Source organism: Cellulomonas pasadenensis (assembly GCF_047229365.1).
GTDB lineage: Bacteria > Actinomycetota > Actinomycetes > Actinomycetales > Cellulomonadaceae > Cellulomonas.
In genome coordinates, this window is sequence record NZ_JBFTEP010000135.1 from 1 (window position 1) to 9,297 (window position 9,297).

10 protein-coding genes and 1 tRNA gene are annotated in these 9,297 nt (G+C 75.6%); 6 read left to right on the forward strand and 5 right to left on the reverse strand.

What is annotated here, in order from left to right; all coding sequences use genetic code 11:
* Nucleotides 1-162 precede the first annotated feature (162 nt).
* The gene (locus tag AB6N23_RS15290) at nt 163-1,113 is read left to right on the forward strand and encodes an alpha/beta fold hydrolase (protein WP_412866860.1); all 951 of its coding nucleotides are present in this window, start codon (nt 163-165) and stop codon (nt 1,111-1,113) included.
* Between the two features lie 3 nt (nt 1,114-1,116).
* Here AB6N23_RS15290 and nth read toward each other — a convergent pair whose 3' ends face one another.
* Nucleotides 1,117-1,815 (reverse strand): endonuclease III, encoded by a 699-nt coding sequence (gene nth / locus AB6N23_RS15295; RefSeq protein WP_412866861.1) that lies wholly within the window; start codon nt 1,813-1,815, stop codon nt 1,117-1,119.
* A gap of 208 nt (nt 1,816-2,023) precedes the next feature.
* Here nth and AB6N23_RS15300 point away from each other — a divergent pair, with 208 nt between their 5' ends.
* Complete coding sequence (locus AB6N23_RS15300) at nt 2,024-2,440, forward strand: RsiG family protein (RefSeq protein ID WP_412866862.1); 417 nt, start codon at nt 2,024-2,026, stop codon at nt 2,438-2,440.
* A 204-nt stretch (nt 2,441-2,644) separates the two neighbouring features.
* Nucleotides 2,645-3,322 carry a Crp/Fnr family transcriptional regulator gene (locus AB6N23_RS15305; RefSeq protein WP_412866863.1) on the forward strand — a complete coding sequence of 226 codons (678 nt, stop codon included), beginning with the start codon at nt 2,645-2,647 and terminating at the stop codon, nt 3,320-3,322.
* Nucleotides 3,323-3,416: 94 nt separating this feature from the next.
* Here the strand turns inward: AB6N23_RS15305 and AB6N23_RS15310 are convergent, their stop codons facing one another.
* The 3 genes from AB6N23_RS15310 to AB6N23_RS15320 all read right to left on the reverse strand — a co-directional run bounded on the left by AB6N23_RS15310 (nt 3,417) and on the right by AB6N23_RS15320 (nt 4,434).
* Nucleotides 3,417-3,914: a RidA family protein gene (locus AB6N23_RS15310; protein WP_412866864.1), complete on the reverse strand. Its 498-nt coding sequence runs from the start codon at nt 3,912-3,914 to the stop codon at nt 3,417-3,419.
* Entirely contained in the window at nt 3,911-4,066 is a 156-nt protein-coding gene (gene sp36 / locus AB6N23_RS15315; protein WP_135973401.1) for a Sp36 family protein, read from the reverse strand. The genes AB6N23_RS15310 and sp36 overlap by 4 nt, the downstream gene beginning before the upstream one ends.
* A 65-nt stretch (nt 4,067-4,131) precedes the next feature.
* Nucleotides 4,132-4,434, reverse strand: coding sequence for a WhiB family transcriptional regulator (locus tag AB6N23_RS15320; RefSeq protein WP_489672007.1), 303 nt, complete (start codon nt 4,432-4,434; stop codon nt 4,132-4,134).
* Nucleotides 4,435-4,621: 187 nt separating this feature from the next.
* Here AB6N23_RS15320 and AB6N23_RS15325 point away from each other — a divergent pair, with 187 nt between their 5' ends.
* From AB6N23_RS15325 to AB6N23_RS15335, 3 genes are all read left to right on the forward strand, one after another.
* Complete coding sequence (locus AB6N23_RS15325; protein ID WP_412866866.1) at nt 4,622-7,141, forward strand: penicillin-binding protein; 2,520 nt, start codon at nt 4,622-4,624, stop codon at nt 7,139-7,141.
* A gap of 30 nt (nt 7,142-7,171) precedes the next feature.
* Nucleotides 7,172-8,113, forward strand: coding sequence for a metallophosphoesterase (locus AB6N23_RS15330; RefSeq protein ID WP_412866867.1), 942 nt, complete (start codon nt 7,172-7,174; stop codon nt 8,111-8,113).
* Nucleotides 8,114-8,198: 85 nt separating this feature from the next.
* Nucleotides 8,199-8,272, forward strand: a tRNA-Pro gene (locus AB6N23_RS15335).
* An 83-nt stretch (nt 8,273-8,355) separates the two neighbouring features.
* Here AB6N23_RS15335 and AB6N23_RS15340 read toward each other — a convergent pair.
* The coding region (locus tag AB6N23_RS15340; RefSeq protein WP_412866868.1) for a DUF4097 family beta strand repeat-containing protein at nt 8,356-9,297 on the reverse strand (942 nt) is incomplete at its 5' end.

Consider the following 9,297-nt stretch of genomic DNA (forward strand, 5'->3'; position numbering starts at 1 on the left):
CGAACTACCCTCTCATTGCATCGTCGGCAGCGTCAGTTGTGTTTAAGTGACCGCGCCCGTCGTCCGCGACACCGCCGCGCCGGCCCCCGGCGCGGCCTCGCCCGCACCCGACGCCCCCGACGGTGGCCACGAGCCGGGGGCGACCCGGTAGGTTCGCACCCGATGACCACCGTCGACTCCGCCGCGCTGCTCTTCGACGGCCCCTGGCAGCACCGCTTCGTCACCGCGAACGGCGCCCGGTTCCACGTGACCGTCACGGGCGAGCAGGATGCGCCGCTCGTCCTGCTGCTGCACGGCGTGCCGCAGTTCTGGTGGGCGTGGCGCCACCAGCTGCCGCTGCTCGCGGCCGCCGGCTACCGCGTCGCCGCCATGGACCTGCGCGGCACCGGCGGCTCGGACAAGCCGCCGCAGGGCTACGACGTGCCGACGCTCGCCGCCGACGCGGCCGGCGTCATCCGGTCGCTCGGGGAGTCGGACGCCGTCGTCGTCGGCAGCGGCACCGGCGGCGACGTCGCGTGGGCGACCGCCGCGGCGCACCCCGACGTCGTGCGGGCCGTCGGTGTGCTCGCCTGCTCGCACCCGCTCGACCGGGTCGTCGACCCGCGCAGCGCGCCCCACCCCGCGGCGGCCGCGGTGCTCGCGTTCACGCAGCTGCCGTCCCTGCCCGAGCGCGCGGTCGTCGAGGGGGACCTCGTCGAGCGCATGTTCACGCAGTGGGGCGGCATCCCGGGGCGGCCCGACGCATCGGCCGTCGACACCTACCGCCGCGCGCTGCGCGTGCCGTTCGCCGCCCACAGCCAGCTCGAGCAGGTGCGCTGGCTCGTGCGCTCGACGCCGCGCCCCGACGGACGCCGCTACCGCGCCCTGCTGCGCGCCGCGCGGCCCGCGCCGGTGCTGCAGGTGCACGGCGCGCGCGACGGCCTGCGGCCCGCGGCCCACGCGCCGCTGCGGACGCCGACGCGGGTGGTCGCGGCGCCGTACCGGTACGAGCTGCTGCGCAGCGGCGGGCACTTCCTCACGGACCAGGCGCCCGAGCAGCTGGGCGAGCTGCTCGTCGACTGGCTCGCCGAGGTCGACGGCGCCCGCGCCCGCGGCCGGCGCCTGGGAGGGTGAGCGTCAGCCCTTGAGCATCGCGGCGGCGCGCTCGGGGTCGTTCTCCCCGATGCCCGCCGACGGGCACAGCGCCGCCACGGGGCACGCCCCGCACGCCGGCCGCCGGGCGAAGCACGTGCGCCGCCCGTGGAAGATCAGCCGGTGGCAGGCCATGGTCCAGTCGCGGCGCTCGAGCAGCGGCTGCAGGTCCTTCTCGACGACCAGCGGGTCGTCGCTGGTCGTGTAGCCGAGCCGCTGCGACAGGCGCGCGACGTGCGTGTCGACGGTGATGCCCGGGATGCCGAAGGCGTTGCCGAGGACCACGTTGGCGGTCTTGCGCCCGACGCCCGGCAGCGTGACCAGGTCCTCCAGGCGCGCCGGCACCTCGCCGCCGAACCGTTCGACGAGGGCCTGGCCGATGCCGAGGACCGCCCGTGACTTCGCCCGGAAGAACCCGGTGGGCCGCAGGATCTCCTCGAGGTCCCGGACGTCGGCACCGGCCAGCGCCGCCGCGTCGGGGTACCGGTCGAACAGCTCGGGCGTCGTCTGGTTCACCCGCACGTCGGTCGTCTGCGCCGACAGCACGGTCGCGATCAGCAGCTCGAACGGGGAGCGGAAGTCCAGCTCGCAGCGCGCGTCCGGGTACCGCTCGGCGAGCGCCCGGTCGACGCGTCGGGCTCGCCGGGTGCGGGCGAGCGGCGTCTCGGGGCGGCGGGGGTCCACGCGGGCAGGGTACGCCGGGCCGGGTCGGCGCACCGGGCCGCCGCACAGCGCCGCGGCACCGGGTCCTGCCGCCGGTCGGGCGGGTCGCGCGGCCGGTCGTGCCCCGGCGGGGCGGCGGGCGGTTCGCACTGGTCTGGGCGGGTGACGTACGCCGCACCCGCGCACGGATCGTTCAAGTCCGGGGCGAAGCGGGCCGATCCGCTCCGACGTGACGTCCCGCGTCGAGCACCCGCTCCACGACCTCCGGCAGGAGCGGCGTGCCCTGCGCGCCGAACGTGCCCGCGTCGGCTGGTGGCGCCGCGTCGTGCGCGCGCGCATGGACCTCGTCGTCGCGAGCGCCGCGCGGCCCGACGACCTCGGCGCCGGCATGACGTTCAGCCTGCCCGTCGACGTCGCGCTCGAGGTGCCCCGCCCCGCGGAGCTGCAGCGCGCGCTCGACGGCACCGACGCCGGGCGCGAGGTCGGCGTGCTGCCGGCGCTGCGCGACCTCGACGCCCGCCTCGCCCGGTACGAGGAGGGGGTCGAGCAGGCGCTGCGCCGCGTCACCGACCGGCTCGTGGAGCGCGTCGCGCGCGACCCGGGCGCCATGACGGAGCTCCTGCCCGGCGCCGCCGGGCACGGCTGAGCCGCTCGCCGCGCCGCCCCGACGCGCGACCGGGCGTCGATGCGGCAGACTGGCAGGTGACAGCAGGGGCGGGTACGACCGCACGCACCGTCCCCGCCGCGACGTCACGCGCACGCGCCGGGCGTCGCCGCGTGGCCGGCACGTCCGTGCCGACGACGGTGCGGGAGGCAGGCCGGCAAGGTCCGGGAGAGGGAAGGTGCCGCCGTGGCGGATGACATCGTGCTGACGGCCCCGCTGTTCGCGGGGCTGGACGCGGAGTCGTCGGACGCGCTGATCGCGTCGATGAAGGAGATCGACGCCGGTCGGGGCGACGTGCTGTTCCACGAGGGCGAGCCGGGCGACCGCCTCTACGTCGTGCGCGAGGGCAAGATCAAGCTGGGTCGCCGCTCGAACGACGGCCGCGAGAACCTGCTCGCCGTGCTCGGCCCGGGCGAGATGTTCGGTGAGCTCTCGCTGTTCGACCCGGGCCCGCGGACCGCGACCGCGACGGTCGTCGCCGACGCGGTCGTGCTCGAGCTCGGCCACCCGGACCTCATCCGCTGGCTCGAGGACAAGCCGACGGTCGCCGAGCACCTCCTGCAGGCGCTCGCCCGCCGGCTGCGCCGCACCAACGAGGCGCTGGCCGACCTCGTGTTCTCCGACGTGCCGGGCCGCGTCGCGAAGGCGCTGCTCGACCTGGCGACGCGGTTCGGCCAGGAGGTCGACGAGGGCATCCGCGTGGCGCACGACCTGACGCAGGAGGAGCTGGCGCAGCTCGTCGGCGCGTCGCGCGAGACCGTCAACAAGGCGCTCGCCGACTTCGCCGCGCGCGGCTGGGTGCGCCGCGAGGGCCGCGCGGTCGTCCTGCTGGACGTCGACCGCCTGGAGCGGCGCGCCCGCTGAGGGCACGCGCCCTCCGAACGGGCAGGCCCGCGGGCGCGGCTTGCGGGCCGCCCGGGACGGGGTGCTGGTCGGTCGCGCGGGTCGGTCGCGCGGGTCAGTCGACCGCGACGACCAGCTCGACCTCGACCGGCGAGTCCATCGGCAGCACCGCGACGCCCACGGCGGAGCGTGCGTGCACGCCGGCGTCGCCGAGCAGGTCGTGCAGCAGCAGGCTCGCGCCGTTGACGACGGCGGGCTGCCCGCCGAAGCCGGGGTCGCTCGCGACGAAGCCGACGACCTTGACCACGCGCCGGACCCGGTCGAGCGCCGTCACGGGGTCCGTGGCGTCCTCCCGCCCGAGCAGGTCGCCCACGGCCGCGAGGGCGTTGAGGGCGGCGACGCGCGCCAGGTCGGCGGCGTCCTCCGGGGTGACGTCCGCGCCGACCTTGCCCGTCGCGGGCAGCGCACCCGCGACGAACGGCAGCTGCCCGGACGTCCACACGTGGCCGCCGTCCCGCACCGCGGGCACGTACGCCGCGAGGGGCGCCGCGACCGCGGGCAGGGTCAGCCCCAGCTCCGCGAGGCGGGCGCCGACCCGGGCCGCACCGCTCACGGCTTGGGGCGCTTGAGGTAGGCGACGAGGCCCGCGTCGGGGCCCTGGATGACCGTCACGAGCTCCCACCCGTCGGAACCCCACTGGTCGAGGATCGCCTTGGTGGCGTGGATGATGAGCGGAACGGTCGCGTACTCCCACTGGGTGGCCATGCGCCCACCCTAGTGGCGGCGCCCCGCGCCGACGCGGGCCCGCCCGCAGGCGCAGGTGGGAGCGCTCACACCCGCGCGGCCGGCACGCCGGGGGCGAGGTCCGACCCGACCAGCTCGTCACGCCACGACACCACGTCGGGCCGCCGGCGCAGCAGCGCCCGCCGCTCCCGCTCCGTCATGCCGCCCCACACGCCGAAGTCCGCCCGGCTGTCCAGCGCGTCTGCGAGGCAGTCCAGGCGCACGGGACAGCCGTGGCACACCGCCCGCGCGTCCCGCTGCGCCGACCCCTCGACGAAGAGCGCGTCGGGCGCGAGCTTGCCCGACCCGCACGCCGCGCGCGCGGTCCAGTGACCGTCCACCTCGAGCACCGTCACCTGTGACCTCCGTCCCTGCCGATCGCACCGCGGACGCTAGCGGCTCGGCCACGCGCGCGGATAGACCCGTCCACGGGTTTCCGCCACCCGGCGCAGCGCGTGTGCAGGTCCCGTGGAGGACCGGCGGCGGTCCGCGGACGCCCCTGGGGCGCCGTCAGGGGGCGCCGGTACCCTGACAGGCATGCCGACCCCTGCCCGCGCCCGCGGACGCAAGGTCAGCGCCGTCCAGGCGCTGGCGCTGCTCGTCTCCTTCCTGCTCGTCGCCGTCGTCGGCGGCGTGCTGGCCGCCGGCATGCTGCTGCCCGCCGTGGCCGCGGCCAACGGCGCCACCGACATGTCCGTGACGGCGTTCGAGGAGCTCCCCAGCGAGCTGGACCCCCAGCCGCTGCCGGAGAAGTCCGAGATCCTCGCCGCCGACGGCACGCTGCTCGCGACGTTCTACCAGCAGAACCGCGTCGTCGTGCCGCTCGCCGCGATCGCGCCGATCATGCAGCAGGCCGTCGTCGCCGTCGAGGACCGGCGGTTCTACGAGCACTCCGGCGTCGACGTCGCCGGCATGGCGCGCGCCGCGATCGCGACCGCGATGGGCGACACGCAGGGCGCCTCCACGCTGACCCAGCAGTACGTGAAGAACGTCTTCATCGACGCCGCCGAGCAGGCGCAGTCCCCGGAGGAGCGTGCGGCGCTCATCGACGCCGCGCGCGAGAGCAAGGGCGCCGAGGGCGTCGCCCGCAAGCTCCGCGAGGCGAAGATCGCGATCACGCTCGAAAAGACGATGTCGAAGGAGCAGATCCTCGAGGCCTACCTCAACATCGCGCCCTTCGGTGCGTCGGTGTACGGCGTCGAGTCGGCCTCGCAGTACTACTTCAGCAAGTCGGCGGCGGAGCTGACCTACCTCGAGGCGGCGACCATCGCCGGCATCACGCAGAGCCCGTCGGCGCTCGACCCGGTCGGCCCGGCGGAGCAGACCGAGGAGGAGCGCGCCGCCCGGTACACCAAGTCCCAGCAGCGCCGCGACCAGGTGCTCAAGGACATGGCCCGCGAGAAGTACATCACCGAGGAGGAGCGCGCGGCCGGCGTCGCGACGCCCATCCAGGACACGCTGCGGCCGCAGCCGCTCAAGCAGGGCTGCATGGCCGCCGGCGACGTTGTGCCCGGCTCGGGCTTCTTCTGCGACTACGTCACCAAGGTCATCATCAACGACCCGGCGTTCGGCGAGACCGCCCGCGACCGCAGCAACCTGCTGTACCGCGGTGGCCTGAAGATCACGACGACGCTCCTGCCGGGCGAGCAGACGGTCGCCGACCAGGAGGTCAAGGCCGGCGTCCCCGTCGAGGACGGGTCGGGCGTCGCGTCGTCGATCGTCACGGTCGAGCCGGGCACCGGCAAGATCACCGCGATGGCGCAGAACCGCATCTACTCGAACCTCAAGGACCGGCCCTCGCAGGAGACGGCCGTCAACTACAACACGTCGTTCGAGTACGGCGGCTCGCAGGGCTTCGCGCCCGGGTCGACGTTCAAGGTGTTCACGCTGCTCGAGTGGCTGCGCAAGGGGCACGCGCTCCAGGAGACGGTCAACGGCACCCGCCTGAAGTACGACCAGCGGGAGTTCGACAGCTGCATCAACCTCGTCGGGCCGTACGAGTTCCGCAACTCCGAGGGCGGCAAGGCGATCCAGCAGTCCGTCGTCGACGCGACGCGCAACTCCGTGAACTCGGCGTACGTCGCCATGGCCAAGGAGCTCAACCTCTGCGACATCATGCAGGGCGCGGCCGACCTCGGCGTCACGCAGGCCGGCGACCCGCAGTCCACGACGCGCTGGGGCACGCCGGGCAACGCGCCGTTCACCGCGACGCCGGCCAACGTCCTCGGCTCCGAGTCGACGTCGCCGCTGCAGATGGCGGCCGCGTACGCCGCCTTCGCCGCGAACGGCACGTACTGCAAGCCGATCGCCATCACGTCGGTCGTCAACACGGCCGGCGAGGAGCTGCCCGTCCCGTCCGCCGACTGCCGGCCCGGCGCGGTCGAGCCGCAGATCGCCGCCGCGATGAACTTCGCGCTGAGCAACGTCTGGACGGGTACCGCCCGCACGGTCGGCGCGCCGTCGTACACGGCCGCCGGCAAGACCGGCACGACGTCGAACAACGAGAACAACTGGTTCGTCGGCTACAACCCGCTGCGCGCCACGGCCGTCTGGGTCGGGTTCAGCGAGAACTTCCGCTCGATGGGTGGCCAGACCATCAACGGCAAGCGGTACACGAGCGGGCCGTACGGCTCGTCGATCGCCGCCCCGACGTGGAAGCGGTACATGGACCGCACGCTCGACGGCGCGCAGGTGCCGGGCTTCGTGTCGCCCAACGACCGCCAGCTGTTCGGCGAGCGCAGCAACGTGCCGTCGGTGGTCGGGCTCAGCGAGCAGGACGCGCGCGGCCGGCTGGAGCGGGCGGGCTTCCGCGTGTCGGTCTCGAACGAGCAGGTGGCGTCCTCCGTGCCGGCCGGCGCCGTCGCGGAGCAGTCGCCCGCCGGCTCGGCGTCGCGCGGCGCGACCGTCACGCTGCGGCTGTCCAACGGCCAGGCGCCCGCGCCCGACCCGAACCAGGTCCAGCCCGGGTTCCCGGGCGGCGGGCAGGGCGGCGGTCCCGGGGACGGGCAGGGGCGCGGGCAGGGCGGCCCGGGCAACAACGGCCGCGGCAACGGCTGACGGGTGAGCGGCTCCCCCACCGCCCACCCCGTGCTGCGTACCGTCGGCGGGCTCGCGCTCGCCGGCGTGGCCGGCGTCGCGTGGTCGCTCGTCGAGGCACGCTGGTACACGCTGCGCGAGGTCACCGTCCCGGTGCTGCCCGCGGGGCAGGCGCCGCTGCGCGTCCTGCACGTGTCGGACCTGCACCTCACGCCCGGTCAGCGCCGCAAGGTCGACTGGGTGCGCGAGCTCGCGACGCTCGACCCGCACCTCGTCGTCGACACGGGCGACAACTGGGCGCACCTCGACGCGATGCCGGCGCTCCTCGACGCGCTGGAGCCGCTGCTGGCGCTGCCGGGCGCGTTCGTGCTCGGCTCGAACGACTACCTCGCGCCCGGGCCCAAGAACCCCGTGCGGTACCTGCTGCCCGACGCCCGCAAGAAGCCCACCCACCCGCCGGTCGAGCTGCCGTGGCGCGAGCTCGTCGCGCGGCTGACGTCGGGCGGCTGGGCGGACCTGTCGAACCGGCGGGACGTCCTCGACGTCGACGGCCGCCGGCTCTCGCTCGTCGGCACGGACGACGCGCACCTCGACCAGGACCGCTTCCCCACGGCCGGCGGCGCCGACGACGTCCGCGCACGCGCCGACCGGCGGGACGCCCCGACGGTCGACCTGCACGTCGGCGTCACCCACGCCCCGTACCGGCGGGTCCTCGACGCCATGCACGCCGACGGCGTGGACCTGACGATCGCGGGCCACACGCACGGCGGCCAGCTCGCGGTGCCGTTCTACGGCGCGCTGACCACCAACTGCGACCTCGACCGGCGCCGCGCCAAGGGCCTGCACGGCTGGCCGGGTGCACGCCCCGACCGGCCGGGCGGCGCAGGGTCGTCGTGGCTGCACGTGTCGGCCGGCCTGGGCACCTCGCCGTACGCGCCGGTGCGGTTCGCGTGCCGGCCGGAGGCGACGCTGCTCACGCTCGTCCCGGCCTGACGCGGGCCGCGGGCACCGCTCCCCGGCCCGCTGACCAGCCGGTTTCGTCGCACGGCTGATCGTCCGCTATTCTCATGGGGCTCCACGGGGTGTGGCGCAGCTTGGTAGCGCGCTTCGTTCGGGACGAAGAGGTCGTGGGTTCGAATCCCGCCACCCCGACAGTACGAGGAAGCCCCCGGTCGGCAGATGCCGACCGGGGGCTTCGTCGTTCCCGGGGAGTCGTGGGCGCTCGCCCCGCCGCGTCAGTCGCGCGGGCCCAGGTAGGCGACGTCGCCGTCGCTCGAGGCGACCGTCACGCGGCGCCCGGCGGACGGGTCCGTCGGGGCGTCGACGGTCTGGCGGCCCGACGACGTGGAGATGTCGAGGGCGACGGGCTCCCCCGTGCCGTGCACCGTGGCGCGTCCGCTGGACGTCCGTGCCGTCACGTCGCCCGTGACGTCCGCGACCAGGACGTCGCCGTCCGACGTGCGCGCGACGGCCGCGCCGCGGACGCCGTCGACCTCCACGTGCCCCGAGGAGGAGACCGCCTCGGTGTCGTCGCCCGCGCGCCGTACCCGCACGTCGCCGTCGCTCGTGACCGCCACGACGCTGCCGTCGGCGTCCGCCACGTCGACGTGGCCGGAGGACGACCGCGCCTCGACGGCACCGCCCGCGTCCTGCACGGCGACGTCCCCGTCGAACGACCGCGCGACGACGTCGCCGCGCGCGCCGACCACCCGGACCGCACCGGACGACGTCCGCAGCGAGGCGGACCCGACCGCGCCCTCGGCGCGCACGTCGCCGTCGCTCGAACGGACCACCACGTCGGTGCCCGCGGGCAGCTCCACGGCCAGCGAGGTGCTGCACACGCCGACCCAGCGCCAGCCGCAGCGGTGCGTGACGACGAGCCGGTCGGCGGACTCGTCGACGACGTGGTCGGCGTCCTGCCACGCGGTGCGGGCGGTGCGCGCGACGCGGACGTCGCCGGCGGGGGTCACGCGGACGTCGACCGCGCCGTCCGTGACCAGCTCGACGACCGGCGCCGCGGCGTAGGTCTGCACGGCCGTCTCGGTCCGTGCGGACGCCTCGGCCAGCAGCGTCGCGGCGAGCTGGACGACGAGGAGACCGCCCAGCACGGCGCCCGCGACGGTGAGCACGCGGCCCGCCGTCGAGCGCCGGGGGGCCGGCGGTGCGACGCCGGCGGC